Origin of the sequence: Stenotrophomonas cyclobalanopsidis (assembly GCF_008710035.1) — a bacterium.
GTDB classification, from domain to species: Bacteria; Pseudomonadota; Gammaproteobacteria; order Xanthomonadales; family Xanthomonadaceae; genus Stenotrophomonas; species Stenotrophomonas cyclobalanopsidis.
Genome location: NZ_VYKI01000002.1, coordinates 15,423 through 29,274, shown reverse-complemented (window position 1 = coordinate 29,274; position 13,852 = coordinate 15,423). Strand labels below are relative to the sequence as shown.

Here is a 13,852-nt window from a genome sequence, read left to right as displayed (position 1 = left end):
TCAAAATCGGGCTATCCGTGGGATGGCGGGGCGGGTCCGATGTCAGGGGACGCCGTGTACCCGTCATTGGGGGCTTGGTCGCCGCATCCATGCGGCTCACACCCCTGCCATCGGACCCACCCCGCCTTCGACAGTTTCCCGCGGCTCCTGGAGCCTGCTGCTGTTGGTGTGTGCCGACCGTTGGTCGGCACTGTTTGACCACCGGGAAGCTTACAGACCCTGCATCAACGCCATCTGCGCCGAATGCGGTGCTTCGTCGTGGGCCGGGGTGCGCTTGTGGTAGATGCCGTCGGCATCCAGTTCCCAGGCGTTGAGGTTGTCGTCCAGGTAGTTCTGCAGCACTTCGCGGTACACGCGCTTGGCCAGGTCCGGGTCGAGGATCGGGAAGCAGGTCTCCACCCGGCGCAGCAGGTTGCGTTCCAGCCAGTCGGCGCTGGCGCAGTACAGCTCCGGTGCGCCGTCGTTGCCGAACCAGTAGACGCGGCTGTGTTCCAGGAAGCGGCCGACGATCGAGCGTACGCGGATGTTGTCCGACACGCCCTGCACGCCCGGGCGCAGGGTGCAGGCGCCGCGGATGATCAGGTCGATCTGCACGCCGGCCTGCGAGGCCGCGTACAACGCGCGCACCACCTGCGGTTCGTTCAATGCGTTCATCTTGGCAATGATGCGCGCCGGACGGCCGGCCGCGGCGATGCGCGTCTCACGCTCGATGCGGCCGAGGATGCCGGTGTGCAGGGTGAAGGGCGACTGCAGCAGGCGCTTCAGTTTCATCTTCGAAGCCAGCCCGGACAGCTGCTGGAACAACAGGTGCACGTCATTGCCGATGTCCGCATCGGCGGTGATCAGGCTGATGTCGGTGTACGCGCGGGCGGTACCGCTGTGGTAGTTGCCGGTGCCCAGGTGTACGTAGCGGCGCAGCTTGCGGCCTTCGCGGCGTACGATCAGCAGCATCTTGGCGTGGGTCTTGAAGCCGACCACGCCGTACACCACCTGCACGCCGGCCTCCTGCAGGCGGTCGGCCAGCCCCAGGTTGGCTTCTTCGTCGAAGCGCGCGCGCAGCTCGACCACCACCGTCACGTCCTTGCCGTTGCGGGCGGCCTGGATCAGCGCATCGACGATCAGCGAATCCTTGCCGGTGCGGTACAGGGTCTGCTTGATCGCCAGCACGTTCGGATCCACCGCAGCCTGCTTGATCATGTCCAGCACGGCGGTGAAGGCATCAAACGGATGGTGCAGCAGCAGGTCCTGGCGCCGGGCGATCTCGAAGATGCCGTCGCTGTCGCGCAGGGTGCGCGGATTCATCGGCGGGTACTTCAGGTCCGGCTGCGGCACCAGGTCGTACAGCTGGATGATGCGGTTGAGATTGACCGGGCCATCGATGCGGTACACCGCGTTTTCGGTCAGGCCGAAGTTCTGCAGCAGGGTGCGCACGATGTCCTTCGGCGTGTCCTCGGCGATCTCCAGGCGCACCGCCGGGCGGTAGCCGCGGTCGACCAGTTCATCGCGCAGGGCCAGCGCCAGGTTCTCCACTTCTTCCTCGTCCACCACCAGCTCGGAATTGCGGGTGACGCGGAACTGGTAGGCACCCTGGACTTCCAGGCCCGGGAACAGCTCGTCGACGAAGGCCGACAGCACCGAGGACAGGAACACGAAGTTCTGCCCGCCGCCCAGGCTTTCCGGCAGCTGGATGATGCGCGGCAGCGAACGCGGTGCGCGCACGATGGCCAGGTGGCCGGCGCGGCCGAACGCATCGGTGCCTTTCAGCACGACGACGATGTTCAGCGACTTGTTGAGGATCTTCGGGAACGGATGCACCGGGTCCAGGCCCAGCGGCGACAGCACCGGCATGATCTCGTTGCGGAAATATGCACGCAGCCAGCGCTTCTGCCGGTGGTTCCACGAGTGACGGCCGAGCACGCCGATGCCGGCCTCGGCCAGCGCCGGGCGCAGCGTCTCGTTCCAGCAGCGGTACTGCTGGTCCACCAGCTCGGCGGCGCGGTCATGGATGGCGTTGAGGATGGCCTGCGGGCTCATGCCGTCCGGGGCCGGCGGCAGGCCGAATTCCTGCGCGTGGCGCACGGCCGCGGCGCGGATTTCGAAGAATTCGTCCAGGTTGGTGCAGGAGATGCACATGAAGCGCAGGCGCTCCAGTAGCGGTACCTGCGGGTCCATCGCCTGTGCCAGCACCCGGAAGTTGAAATCCAGCTGGGACAGTTCGCGGTTGATGTAGAGCGCCGGGTCACGCAGTGGATCGTTGTCCGGGCTCACGGGGAGGGGGAGGGATCCGAGGCTGCTCATGGCTTCATTCTTCGATGGAGGTCAGGGGGGCGGACTCGCGCGGGCGCACGTGGTCGGCATCGAAATGACAGGAGAACACCGAGCCCTTGCCCACTTCGCTTTCGATCTCCAGCCGTGCGTGGTGCAGGCCGAGGATGTGCTTGACGATGGACAGGCCCAGGCCGGTGCCACCGCTCTCGCGCGAGCGGCTGCTGGACACCCGGTAGAAACGTTCGGTCAGGCGCGGCAGGTGGGTGGCGGGGATGCCGTAGCCGCTGTCACGCACGGCCAGCACGGCGCCATCGCCCTCGCGGCGGAACTCCACCGCGATGCGGCCATCGGCCGGGGTGTAGCGCACGGCGTTGGTGACCAGGTTGGAGAACGCGCTGTGCAGTTCCTTGGTCGAGCCCAGCAGGTCCACGCCGGCCAGGTCGTCGATGCTGATCTGGTGGCGGCCCTGGCTGTGCGCCTCCGCTTCGCGGCGCAGGGTGGCCAGCATCGGCTGCATGGCCACGGTCTCCGCTTCGCTGTGTTCCTGCGATTCCAGCCGCGACAGGGTCAGCAGGTCTTCCACCAGCTGGGCCATGCGCTGGCTCTGCTTGCGCATTTCTTCCAGCATCGGACCGGTGCCGGGGAAGTCTTCCGGATCCATCATGTCCAGGTAGCCGTGCACCACGGTCAGCGGCGTGCGCAGTTCGTGCGACACGTTGGCGACGAAATCGCGGCGCACCTGTTCCAGGCGCAGCAGCTTGGTGACGTCGCGGGCGATCAGCAGCCAGTAGTCCGAGGAATAGGGAATCAGGCGCAGGTTGAGGCGGATCGCGGGGTCCACCGGCGAGGGCGCGTCGAGGATCGGTTCGGCATTGCGGCCGCCGGCCAGCCAGTGCGCCAGCGGCATCGGCTGCAGGCGTTCGACCAGGGCTTCGCCGAGGTCACCGGGGTGGTGCAGGCCGAGCAGGGCGGTGGCCGCTTCGTTGAACCACTGCACGCGCTGGCTGTTGCGGTCCAGCACCACCACCGCATCGGGCAGGGCGGCAGCGGCGGCGCGATAGCTGCGCAGCATGTCCAGCAGGCGGCGCTTGCGCACGCGCATTTCCACCTGGTTGCGGTACAGCAGGCGGTCCAGCTCGTTCCACACGCCTGTGCCTTCCTCGGCGGTGTCCCAGCGCTGGCGCGCGGTCAGCCGGCGCAGCACGCGGCGCAGGCGCCAGTAATGCCAGGTCAGCGTGGCCAGTGCGGCCAGCGCGATGCACAGCCACAGATGCCCACTGAACCACCCGACCACGCCGGCCAGCACCAATACCGCTGCCACGGAGGCCAGCGTCTTAAACCAGGCGGAGCGGATGTGGCGGGGCATTGCGGTCTCGTCGTTGGAGGCGGCGGTTCACGCGGTGAATCGAGGGTTATAGCAGAGTTGCCGACACCGGCACCCCGCGGGTGCGCGGTGCCGGCACGACGAGGCTCAGGTCGCGTTGGAGAAGCGGTAACCGGCGCCGCGCACGGTCTGCACCATGTTCTCGGCATTGAACGGTTCCAGCGTCTTGCGCAGGCGGCGGATGTGCACGTCGATGGTGCGTTCTTCCACGTACACGCTGCCGCCCCACACATGGTCCAGCAGCTGGGCGCGGGTGTAGACGCGCTCGGGGTGGGTCATGAAGAAGTGCAGCAGGCGGTATTCGGTCGGGCCGATCGGCACCGGCTGTTCGTTGGCGAACACGCGGTGGGCGGCGCCGTCGATGCGGATCGGGCCGACGGCCACGCTGCCGTCTTCGTCGTCGTCACGGGCGCGGCGCATGACCGCGCGGATGCGGGCCAGCAGTTCGCGGGCCGAGAACGGCTTGACTACGTAGTCGTCGACACCGGCTTCGAGGCCGCCGACGCGATCGTTCTCTTCGCCGCGCGCGGTCAGCATGATGATCGGCACTTCGCGGGTCAGGGTTTCCTTGCGCCAGCGACGGGCCAGGTCCAGGCCACTGGTGCCGGGCAGCATCCAGTCCAGCAGGATCAGGTCGGGGACGCGGTCGGCGATCGCGGTCTGGGCCTCGCGGGCATCGCCGGCGTGGACGGGTTCGTAATCGCCCTTGCGGAGGGCGAAGGCGACCATTTCGCGGATCGCGGGCTCGTCATCGACGATCAGGATGCGTTTCTGCACGAGGACACCGTAGGGCTCGGTTACTGGAGTGGTGCCAGTAGACTACGGTTTGATGACATGTTTGTGACTGCCCGGCCGGGATCGGCGAGGATTGCCATCCCCCGGTCATGCGGCGCTCAGCGCCGGTCCAGCTCCGGGTCCTGCACGCCCTGGCGGCGCAGCTCCAGCACGGTGGGGGTGATGGTCTCGATGCGCGCATCCACCCGCGCACGGCCGACATAGTCCAGCTCGGGGTTGCGCTTGAGCGCCTGCAGCTGCATCAGCGCCTGCTCCGGGCGGCCGCCGAGGAAGGCTGCCTCGGCATAGGCCTCGCTGGCCCGCACGCTGTCCCCGGCCAGTTCGCTGGCACGGGCGTAGCGCTGCTGGAAAACCGGATCGTTACCGCTTTGCGACAGCAAGGGCCGCAGCATCGCCTGGGCGCGCTGGCCGGCCTCGCGTCCGCCCTGCTCATTCAGGATTTCGGCGTAGGTCAGCGCCACCGGGCGGCTGTTGGGGTGTTCGCGCAGCAGCTGTTCGAAGCGTGCGCTGGCCTGGACCGGCTGGCCGGCACGGGATTCCGCCTCGCCCAGGGCCAGGGCCACGAACAGGCTGTCCGGATGGGTCTGCAGCAGGCTGGCCAGGGCCTGCCGGGCCTGGTTGGCGCCGGCGCGGCCGCCGCGCATGGCAGCCAGGGCCTGGCCATAGCGCTGGGCGTCGGTCAGGCCGTCCTTCTGGCGCCGGGCCAGGTCGGCGTACTCGCGTTCCAGGTCCGGCGTGGTGTCGGCGCTGAGCACCCGCAGGCGCTCGCGGGCCCAGTCGAAGTCGCCGCTGGCACCGCGGCTGAGCTGGCCGATCGGCAGGCGCAGCACGCTGCTGGGCAGCAGTGGGTTGCTGCCGCGCAGCAGCGGCTCGCCCAGGCTGGGGTCGGCCGGGTTGACCCGCTCCTTGCGCTCGCCGCTGGGGGTGCTGGTGGTCAGCAGCACCGTGTCCTTCTTCATCTGCTGGGCGCGGGCCTTGGCCTCGCTGATGCGGGTGGTGTTGACCGGGTGGGTCTGCAGGAAGTCGGGGGCCTGGTAGCCGCCGTCGTTGCCACGCATGGCGGCCGACATCCGCTCGAAGAAGCCGGCCATGGCGTCCACGTCGTAGCCGCTGCGGGACAGGGTGCGGATGCCCAGCCGGTCGGCCTCCGATTCGTTGGAGCGGGTGTAATTGATCTGCCGCTGCTGCATCAGGCCCATGCCCGAGCTGATCGCGGCCATGGTCGCGTTGCCGGAGGACGAGCTGTTGCTGGCCTGGGCGGCGACCACTGCCGCCAGCATGCCCAGCAGGATCGGGATCTGGTCGCGCTGGGCGCGCTCGACCCCGCGCAGCACGTGCTGCTGGGTGACGTGGGCGATTTCATGGGACAGCACCGCTGCCACCTCGTCCTCGCGCTCGGCGGTCAGCACCAGGCCGGCGTTGACCCCGATATAGCCGCCCAGGGTCGCGAAGGCGTTGATCTGGCGGTCCTTCATGATGAAGAACGTATAGGGCTGGCGGGGCTGGTCGCTGTTGGAACCCAGGCGGGTGCCCATGGTCTGCAGCCAGTCGTTGACCAGCGGATCGTCCAGCAGGTACCCGTAGTTGCGCAGCTCGCGCAGCATCATCGCGCCGTACTCGGCCTGCCGGGCCGGGGTCAGCAGTTCGCCGGCCGACGACCCGATGTCCGGCAGCTTCTCCTGGGCCTGGGCCAGCGGCATGGCCAGGGCCAGGGTGACGGCGGTAGTCAGCAGCAGGGCTCGCAAGCGGGAGGTCCTCGGGCGGGGCGCGCCAAGCGTGGCAGGGCAGGGGGCAACCATTCGTTAATCCACAGTGTTGCGGTCGTGGCGTGGAAATTCCAGCACACCGGTACCATATATGGACCGTCGATCCATCGTGGAGTTTCCCGTGACAGACCAGTCCGCTGGCGCCTCGCCCGCCATCACCATCTATTCCACCGCCGTCTGCCCGTACTGCGTGGCGGCCAAGAACTTCCTCAAGAGCAAGGGCCAGCAGTGGACCGAGGTCCGCATCGACCTTGACCCGGTCGAGCGCGAGAAGATGATGTCCCTGACCCGCCGCACCAGCGTGCCGCAGATCTTCGTTGGTGACGTCCATGTCGGCGGCTACGACGACATGATGGCCCTGCATCGCGAAGGCAAGCTCGAGCCGCTGCTGGCCGGGCAGGGCCAGGCATGAGCGCGGCCGACGACGGCAGCAGGGACCGCATTGCCGAATTCACTGCGTTCCGCAGGCGCATGAACGAACGCATCCTGGGCGAGCCGAACCAGGTGGTGCGGCGCTTCTTCGCGCTGGACACGCAGACCTACCAGGCCGGCGCGCTGGACGTGAAGACCAAGGAACTGCTGGGCCTGGTGGCCTCGATGGTGCTGCGCTGCGACGACTGCATCAGCTACCACGTGGCCCAGTGCAAGGAAGCCGGCGTGACCCGCGAGGAGTTCTTCGAGACCTTCTCGGTCGGCCTGGTGGTCGGCGGTTCCATCGTGATCCCGCACCTGCGCCGCGCGGTCGACTTCCTCGACCAGCTCGAAGGCGGCGCCGCCGCCCCGGAAGCGCACGAGCACTGAGGTAGCGCCGAGCCATGCCCGGCGAATAGCGGCAGTCCCTCCCGCCGGGCATGGCCCGGCGCTACCGGACGCGCGCCGGGGTCTTTCCCGCGATCCAACCGCCCAGGAGCCCCCTTGTTGTTCAAGGGGGCGCGCCGACAGGCGCGGGGATAAGGAGAAATGCGCGGGCAATTCTGCCTGAGCCGGGGAGTGGGACCATGGTCTATTTGGGACCTCGGCCCCGGCTCAGGCATAATTGCGGGTGAAACTTCCTTAGCGCCGGCGTTTCCGGGCACGTCCGGACGGCGTATTCCCCCCTGTTCGGAACATCGATCAATGACGCAGAAAATTACGGTCATCCGCGGCGACGGCATCGGCCCGGAAATCATGGACGCCACCCTGTTCGTCCTCGACCAGCTCAACGCTGGCCTGGAGTACGAAGATGCGGACGCCGGCCTGGCGGCCCTGGAAAAGCACGGCGACCTGATGCCGGCGGTGACCCTGGAATCGATCGCGCGCAACAAGGTCGCGCTGAAGAGCCCGCTGACCACCCCGGTCGGTGGTGGCTTCACCTCGATCAACGTCAGCCTGCGCCGCCACTTCGACCTGTACGCCAACGTGCGTCCGGCCCACACCTTCCCGAACACCAAGTCGCGCTTCGACAAGGTCGACCTGATCACCGTTCGTGAGAACACCGAAGGTGCGTACCTGGCCGAAGGCCAGGAAGTCTCGGCTGACGGCGAGACCGCCTTCTCCGGCACCCGCATCACCCGCAAGGGCTCCGAGCGCATCGTGCGCTACGCCTTCGAGCTGGCCCGCAGCGTCGGCCGCAAGAAGGTCACCGCCGTGCACAAGGCCAACATCATCAAGTCGACCTCGGGCCTGTTCCTGAACGTCGCCCGTGAAGTGGCGGCGCAGTACCCGGACATCGAGTTCCAGGAAATGATCGTCGACAACTGCTGCATGCAGCTGGTGATGCGTCCGGAACAGTTCGACGTGATCGTCACCACCAACCTGTTCGGCGACATCATCTCCGACCTGTGCGCCGGCCTCGTCGGCGGCCTGGGCCTGGCCCCGGGTGCCAACATCGGCAAGGACGCGGCGATCTTCGAAGCCGTGCACGGCACCGCGCCGGACATCGCCGGCCAGGGCAAGGCCAACCCGTGCGCGCTGCTGCTGGCAGCTGCACAGATGCTGGACCATGTCGGCCAGCCGGAAAACGCCGAGCGCCTGCGCAAGGCCATCGTGGCCACCATGGAAGCCAAGGATTCGCTGACCGGCGACCTCGGCGGCACCGGTACCACCATGAGCTTCGCCCAGGCCATCGCCAGCCGCCTGTAAGCGGCTGGCCAACCTCGGTTGATCCACAGCGGGGTGCCTTCGGGCGCCCCGTTGCGTTTACGGCCCTTTGTAGAGTCGAGCCATGCTCGACTACGCAGGAGCAGTCGAGCATGGCTCGACACTAAAGTTGGCCAAAAGCACACATAAAGTGGCCCGTATCCGCTGGTTCTTGCGCCATCCGCTCCGCATCCTGTGCCCACTTCCCACCGCACAGGAGTCGCCCCATGAACCTTTCCGCCTTCGGCCTGGCCAGCCTGATCGGCATGGCCGCCGCCGCGCCGGTCGCCGCTGCCGAGCCGGCCCATCCCACCATCCGCCACATGGCCGGTGCGCCGTCGGTCACCGCACTGGATGCCGCGAAGACCGCCGTGCTGGTCATCGATTTCCAGAACGAGTACTTCGACGCCAGTGCCGCGCCGGGCTTCGCCGGTGGCCGCATGGTCATTCCCGATGGCGTGGCTTCGCTGCGCCAGGCCAAGCGCGTGGTGCAGTTCGCCGATGCCCATGGCATCCGGGTGATCCACGTGCAGCACGTGCTGCCGGCAGGCGCGCCGCTGTTCGCGCAGGGCAGCGTCAATGCCGCCTTCCATCGCGACCTGCAGCCGCGCCAGGGCGAGACGGTGGTGCAGAAGGACAACGTCAGCGTGTTTGCCGGTGCTTCGGCCGCCGTGCTCGACACGGTGCTGAAAGACGCCGGCATCGATACCTTGATCGTCACCGGCCTGCAGACCCATGCCTGCGTGGTGGGGGCTGCGCGCGATGCCGCTGCGGCGCCGCGCGGTTACCGGGTGATCGTGGCCGGCGATGCCACCGCCAGCCGCGACCTGGACCTGGCCGGCGGCCAGCGCATCGGTCACCGCGCGCTGCACGAAGCCTCGCTGGCACAGATCGAGGACGCCTTCGGTGAAGTGGTCAGCACCGAGGCGCTGCTGGCGCTGCCGGTGCGCAAGGCCGGCGACGGCGCTTGATAAGCTGGCGGGGCCCGCAGATCGCGGGCTCCGCTTCCGGGAGCTGCCTTCGATGGATCACTTCGCCGCCCTGCGCGCGCTGCGCGCCATCGTCGAAGCGGGCAGTTTCACCGCCGCCGCCGAGCGCTTGGGCACCACCCATTCGGCGATGTCGCGGCAGCTGCGGCAACTGGAAGAACACCTGCAGGTGCGCCTGCTCGACCGCAACAGCCGGCGCCTGTCGCTGACCGAGGCCGGGCGCGATTACTACCGCGAGGCCGTGGCTCTGCTGGATCGCCTGGAGGCCGCCGATAACCGCGCACGCGCCGGCCAGGCCCAGCCCAGCGGGCGCCTGCGCATCAGCGTGCCGCAGGTGGTGGCCAGCCAGGAGCTGCCGCACTGGCTGCCCGGTTTCCTCGCCCGCTACCCGCAGGTGGCGCTGGACCTGTCGGCCGACGACCAGCTGGTTGATGTCGTTGGCGGTGGCTTCGATCTGGCCCTGCGCATTGCGCCGTCGCTACCGGACAGCCAGCTGGTGGCGCGCGAGCTGGCCAGCTGCCCGCGCATCCTGGTCGCCGCCCCTGCCTATCTGGCCCGGCACGGCCTGCCGCGGCAGGTGACCGACCTGCAGCAGCACACCTTGCTGGGCTTCAGTCCCACCGCAGCCACTGCGCCGTGGCAGCTGCATGGCCCGCGTGGCGCAACTGCCAGCGTTGACGCCGGCCAGCGCCTGCGCGTGGATGCCACGCCCGCGCTGCATGCGGCGGTGATGGCGGGCATGGGCATCAGTCTGTTTACTGCGTTGACCGTGCAGGAAGACCTGCGCAGCGGTCGCCTGATCCACGTGCTGCCGGCCTGGAATGCCGGCCAGCGCCGTTACTTCGCGCTGTACCCGCACGCGCGTGCCCTGGCGCCGAAGGTGCGCGCGCTGGTCGATTACCTGGCCACGCACTACGCTGGCTGGACGGGCGGGGCAGGCTAGCCACGCCACGGCAACGAGGAGCGTGATGGATCCGGTCTATCTGCTGGTGGCGGTCGGTGCGATCGTCGCTGGCTTCGTGCAGGGCCTTTCCGGGTTCGCGTTCGGCATGGTGGCGATGTCCTTCTGGGCCTGGGGGCTGGACCCGCGGCTGGCCGCTGCGCTGTCGGTGTTCGGTGCGCTGACCGGCCAGCTGCTGGCGGTGTTCACCGTGCGCCGCGGCTTCAACCTGCGCCTGCTGCTGCCGTTCGTGCTGGGTGGGCTGGCCGGCATTCCGCTGGGCGTGATGGTGCTGCCGCAGCTGGACATGGCCTGGTTCAAGGCCTTGCTGGGTGGGTTTCTGGCGGTGTGGTGCCCGGTGATGCTGATGGTGCGCAGGCTGCCGCCGATCACGGTGGGTGGCCGCATCGGCGACGCCGTGGCCGGCATGGCCGGCGGCGTGCTCAGTGGCATCGGTGGCTTCGCCGGGCCGGTGCCGACGCTGTGGAGCACGTTGCGCGGTTTCGCCAAGGACGAGCAGCGCGCGGTCATCCAGAACTTCAACCTGGCCATGCTGGCGGTGACCATGGCCACCTATGTCGGCAACGGCATGATCACCCGGCAGATGCTGCCGTACTTCGTCATCGTGGCCCCAGCCATGCTGGTGCCGACGCTGCTGGGTGCGCGCCTGTACATCGGCATCAGCGAGGCGCGCTTCCGGCAGATCGTGCTGGGCCTGCTGACCGCGTCCGGCATCGCCCTGCTGTGCTCGGCGCTGCCGGTGCTGCTGTCGCGTTGAGGCTCAGGCCGGGCGGAACATGCTGAAGCGCTGTTCGGCGCTGACCCGGAAATAGTCGGCCGGGCCGCCACCGCGCAGGATCGGATCGGCGGCGACGGTGCCGTAAATGCCATTGACCAGCAGCCGCGCATCGATATGCACCGCCACCACCTCGCCCAGCACCAGCCAGCCGTTGGTGTCCTGGCCGGCGGCATCGCGCAGGCGCACGATCTGGGTGCAGCGGCATTCCATGCTGACCGGGCTCTGTGCAACGCGCGGCGGGCGCACTTGGGTGGACGCCAGCGGCGTCAGTCCGGCAAGGCTGAACTCATCGACCTCCGGCGCGACCGCGCGGCAGCTTTCGTTCATCGCCTCGGCCAGGTCGAAGGTGGCCAGGTTCCAGACGAATTCGCCGGTAGCCTCGATGTTGTGCAGCGAGTCTTTCCGCCCCTGGCTGGAGAAGCCGATGATCGGCGGGGTGTAGTTGAAGGCGTTGAAGAAGCTGTACGGGGCCAGGTTCAGGGTGCCGCCGGCGGCGCAGCTGGAGATCCAGCCGATCGGGCGCGGGCCGATGATGGCGTTGAACGGGTCGTGTGGCAGGCGGTGGCCGTCGGCGGGGCGGTAGCTGTGGAAGGTGTCGGACATGGCGTAAGGGTTCCGTAGAGTCGAGCTTGCTCGACTGGATGTTGCTCCCGATTATCCGCCAGTCGGACAGGTGAGACCCACGAAAAAGCCGCGACCCTCGCGGATCGCGGCTTGTCGTTTGCAGCTTGATCGGGCTCAGCGCTGCTGGATCTTCGACAGCAGTCGCAGGAATTCCACGTACAGCCAGACCAGGGTCACCATCAGGCCGAATGCGCCATACCACTCCATGTACTTCGGCGCGCGCTGGGCGACGCCGGTTTCGATGAAGTCGAAATCCAGCACCAGGTTCAGCGCGGCCACCACCACCACGAACAGGCTGAAGGCGATGCCCAGCCAGCTGGCGTCATGGATCACCGGCACGTTGATGTTGAAGAAGCCCAGCACGAACGAGGCCAGGTAGAGCAGGGCGATGCCGCCGGTGGCGGCGACCACGCCCAGCTTGAAGTTCTCGGTGGCCTTGATCAGGCCGCTGCGGTAGGCGAACAGCAGGGCGAACAGGGTGCCGAAGGTCAGCAGCACTGCCTGGAATACGATGCCCGGGAACTTCATGTTGAACACGGCCGAGATGGCGCCCAGGAACAGACCTTCCACCAGCGCGTACATCGGCGCGGTGACCGGCGACCATTCCTTCCTGAAGATGGTGATCAGCGCCAGCACCAGGCCGCCGATCGCGCCGCCCATGGCATAGAGCTTGGCGCTGGCCATCACCTGGCCGTAGTCGTTGATCGACTGGTTCCAGGCGAAGGCGGCGGTCAGCACGGTCAGCAGCAACAGGATGCCGGTCTTGTTGACGGTGCCGTTGAGGGTCATCGCCTGGTCGGGGTGGGTCACCACCGATCCGCTGGCCAGGTCGAGGAAAGTCGACTCGGAAAGAGCCGGGTTGCCGCTGCGCATGCGAAATCTCCGTGCGAATGAGGTGGTTACGGCCATCCGGCCGATTACAGCGAGCATAGCCGATGGCGGCGCACGGTAGTGTGGCAGCGCGGCGCCGCCGGGCGGCCGCGTTGACAGGCTGCGCTGCGCTTGTTCACAATGACCAGCTCCCCGGGCCTTGCCCGAGGGGATTGCAACACCGGGGTATAGCGCAGTCTGGTAGCGCGCCTGCTTTGGGAGCAGGATGTCGGGGGTTCGAATCCCTCTACCCCGACCAATCCCACTACGTCGGATTGGACGCCGTTCCGGTTCGGGCGCCCGTAGCTCAACTGGATAGAGCACCGGCCTTCTAAGCCGGCGGTTACAGGTTCGATTCCTGTCGGGCGCGCCATTGCTGGAAAGCTTCCCTGACTTCCGGCGCATGCGGCCCTTCACGCCCACCCTTTACAGTCATTGCTCGGACAAGGTCGTCCGGGGCAGCGCGTTGTCCGCTTTTCCTGCCCCATCAAAGGAGTGAGACGCATGACGGAGCAGGCAGTCCAGGACAAGGACCTCGTTGCGGAAGTGCAGCGCCTGCGCGCCAGCCAGCGGCGGCTTTCGCTGTACTGCGGCGGTGTCACCCTGCTGGCGCTGGCCGGTCTGCTGATGGGCGCCAGTGCCCATCGCGATGCATCGTTCGATGTCATCGACGCGCAGCGCATCAACATCCGGGAGCCCGACGGCACCCTGCGCCTGGTTGTGTCCAACCGCACGCGTTTCCCGGGTGGCTTCATGAAGGGCGAGGAGATCACCGCACACAAGCGGCCCATGGCCGGCATGCTGTTCCTGAATGACGAGGGCACCGAGAATGGTGGCCTGATCTTCAATGGCGCGCTGGGCAAAGATGGGCGCCCGGACAGCGGGATGAGCCTCACCTTTGATCGGTACCAGCAGGACCAGCAGCTGCAGTTGCTGGGTCTGGATGGCCCCGATGGAAATATCGCAGGCTTGATGTTCAATGACGTGGCCGATGGCCTGAAGCGGCCGATCTTCTCGGCCGACGATGAGCGGTTGGCCAAGGCCGGCGAAGAGGCGATCACCCGTCGCGTGTTCCTCGGCAGGTCTGATGCGCGCAATGCGATGCTGCAGTTGCTGGACGCCAGGGGCAATCCGCGGCTGCAGTTGCAGGTGACGCCGAAGGGCGAGGCGACGCTGGCGTTCCTGGATGAAGCAGGCGAAACGACCCGGGTCATCTCGGCCAGCGATCCCTGAGTAGAGGGCGCTGTCGGCCCTTGGTAGGCCCCTGCACATCATTGTGAAGAAGGGCTTGCAATTCCC

Annotated in this window: 13 protein-coding genes and 2 tRNA genes; 9 read left to right on the top strand and 6 right to left on the bottom strand. The window is 67.6% G+C overall.

Annotation, left to right across the window (positions count from 1 at the left end):
* Nucleotides 1-210: 210 nt before the first annotated feature.
* The 4 genes from ppk1 to FJU31_RS01965 form a co-directional block, all read right to left on the bottom strand.
* Nucleotides 211-2,298: a polyphosphate kinase 1 gene (gene ppk1 / locus FJU31_RS01980; RefSeq protein WP_150453285.1), complete on the bottom strand. Its 2,088-nt coding sequence runs from the start codon at nt 2,296-2,298 to the stop codon at nt 211-213.
* A 4-nt stretch (nt 2,299-2,302) separates the two neighbouring features.
* Nucleotides 2,303-3,634: a phosphate regulon sensor histidine kinase PhoR gene (gene phoR, locus FJU31_RS01975; RefSeq protein ID WP_150453284.1), complete on the bottom strand. Its 1,332-nt coding sequence runs from the start codon at nt 3,632-3,634 to the stop codon at nt 2,303-2,305.
* Between the two features lie 105 nt (nt 3,635-3,739).
* Nucleotides 3,740-4,429 (bottom strand): phosphate regulon transcriptional regulator PhoB, encoded by a 690-nt coding sequence (gene phoB, locus FJU31_RS01970; protein ID WP_108767888.1) that lies wholly within the window; start codon nt 4,427-4,429, stop codon nt 3,740-3,742.
* A gap of 116 nt (nt 4,430-4,545) precedes the next feature.
* On the bottom strand, nt 4,546-6,192 hold the full coding sequence (locus FJU31_RS01965) for a M48 family metalloprotease (protein WP_150453283.1): 1,647 nt from the start codon (nt 6,190-6,192) through the stop codon (nt 4,546-4,548).
* A 112-nt stretch (nt 6,193-6,304) separates the two neighbouring features.
* Between FJU31_RS01965 and grxC the strand changes: the two genes are divergently transcribed.
* The 6 genes from grxC to FJU31_RS01935 all read left to right on the top strand — a co-directional run bounded on the left by grxC (nt 6,305) and on the right by FJU31_RS01935 (nt 11,038).
* On the top strand, nt 6,305-6,625 hold the full coding sequence (grxC, locus tag FJU31_RS01960) for a glutaredoxin 3 (protein WP_425473606.1): 321 nt from the start codon (nt 6,305-6,307) through the stop codon (nt 6,623-6,625).
* On the top strand, nt 6,622-7,014 hold the full coding sequence (locus tag FJU31_RS01955) for a carboxymuconolactone decarboxylase family protein (RefSeq protein WP_150453281.1): 393 nt from the start codon (nt 6,622-6,624) through the stop codon (nt 7,012-7,014). Before grxC ends, FJU31_RS01955 begins: the two co-directional genes overlap by 4 nt.
* Nucleotides 7,015-7,329: 315 nt before the next feature.
* Nucleotides 7,330-8,334, top strand: a complete 1,005-nt coding sequence (locus FJU31_RS01950) for an isocitrate dehydrogenase (protein WP_150453280.1) — start codon at nt 7,330-7,332, stop codon at nt 8,332-8,334.
* A 224-nt stretch (nt 8,335-8,558) separates the two neighbouring features.
* Nucleotides 8,559-9,302, top strand: coding sequence for a cysteine hydrolase family protein (locus FJU31_RS01945; RefSeq protein ID WP_150453279.1), 744 nt, complete (start codon nt 8,559-8,561; stop codon nt 9,300-9,302).
* 52 nt (nt 9,303-9,354) lie between these two features.
* Nucleotides 9,355-10,263: a LysR family transcriptional regulator gene (locus FJU31_RS01940; protein ID WP_150453278.1), complete on the top strand. Its 909-nt coding sequence runs from the start codon at nt 9,355-9,357 to the stop codon at nt 10,261-10,263.
* Nucleotides 10,264-10,288: 25 nt separating this feature from the next.
* Nucleotides 10,289-11,038, top strand: a complete 750-nt coding sequence (locus FJU31_RS01935; RefSeq protein ID WP_150453277.1) for a sulfite exporter TauE/SafE family protein — start codon at nt 10,289-10,291, stop codon at nt 11,036-11,038.
* A gap of 3 nt (nt 11,039-11,041) precedes the next feature.
* Here FJU31_RS01935 and FJU31_RS01930 read toward each other — a convergent pair whose 3' ends face one another.
* Together FJU31_RS01930 and FJU31_RS01925 are read right to left on the bottom strand one after the other, a co-directional pair.
* Nucleotides 11,042-11,662, bottom strand: coding sequence for a flavin reductase family protein (locus FJU31_RS01930; RefSeq protein ID WP_150453276.1), 621 nt, complete (start codon nt 11,660-11,662; stop codon nt 11,042-11,044).
* A 135-nt stretch (nt 11,663-11,797) separates the two neighbouring features.
* Nucleotides 11,798-12,556: a Bax inhibitor-1/YccA family protein gene (locus tag FJU31_RS01925; protein WP_188115430.1), complete on the bottom strand. Its 759-nt coding sequence runs from the start codon at nt 12,554-12,556 to the stop codon at nt 11,798-11,800.
* A gap of 179 nt (nt 12,557-12,735) precedes the next feature.
* Between FJU31_RS01925 and FJU31_RS01920 the strand changes: the two genes are divergently transcribed.
* The 3 genes from FJU31_RS01920 (at nt 12,736) to FJU31_RS01910 (ending at nt 13,786) form a co-directional block, all read left to right on the top strand.
* Nucleotides 12,736-12,812, top strand: a tRNA-Pro gene (locus tag FJU31_RS01920).
* A 37-nt stretch (nt 12,813-12,849) separates the two neighbouring features.
* Nucleotides 12,850-12,926: transfer RNA gene (locus FJU31_RS01915), tRNA-Arg, on the top strand.
* Between the two features lie 131 nt (nt 12,927-13,057).
* A complete protein-coding gene (locus tag FJU31_RS01910; RefSeq protein ID WP_223176396.1) occupies nt 13,058-13,786 on the top strand; it encodes a hypothetical protein in 729 nt (242 codons plus the stop codon).
* Nucleotides 13,787-13,852 lie beyond the last annotated feature (66 nt).